This window comes from Bacillus cereus group sp. N8 (genome assembly GCF_016483685.1).
Classification (GTDB): Bacteria; Bacillota; Bacilli; order Bacillales; family Bacillaceae_G; genus Bacillus_A; species Bacillus_A proteolyticus.
Map to the genome: position 1 here is coordinate 1 of NZ_JAEHBK010000160.1, position 296 is coordinate 296.

A 296-nucleotide genomic window follows, 5' to 3' on the forward strand; every position below is an offset into this window, starting at 1 on the left:
ATACTTTTCAATTACATCAGCAACAAAAGCTTCAAATTCCAACGGTGTTTGACGTATAAATACTGATGAACACTTTTCATTTTCTTCTGGCTGTATAAATCGATAATAAAGCCCCTTTGCTAAAGTACGTTTTAACTGTTCTTCTTTATTAAACCGAGCGATGAGCTGGTATAAATGATGGTCTTTTCTTCTTTTGTAGACATACCATGAAATGTAAAGTACTCCTGTTATGATTAGAAAAACATATAACATAGACACACCTCCATAGAGATAGTGTTTCTTACAAAAGTTACTTT

At 32.1% G+C, this 296-nt stretch carries 1 pseudogene; it reads right to left on the bottom strand.

Annotation, left to right across the window (positions count from 1 at the left end):
- Positions 1-252, bottom strand: a pseudogene (locus JDS80_RS30855) (restriction endonuclease); the annotation flags it as partial.
- Between the last annotated feature and the right edge of the window lie 44 nt (positions 253-296).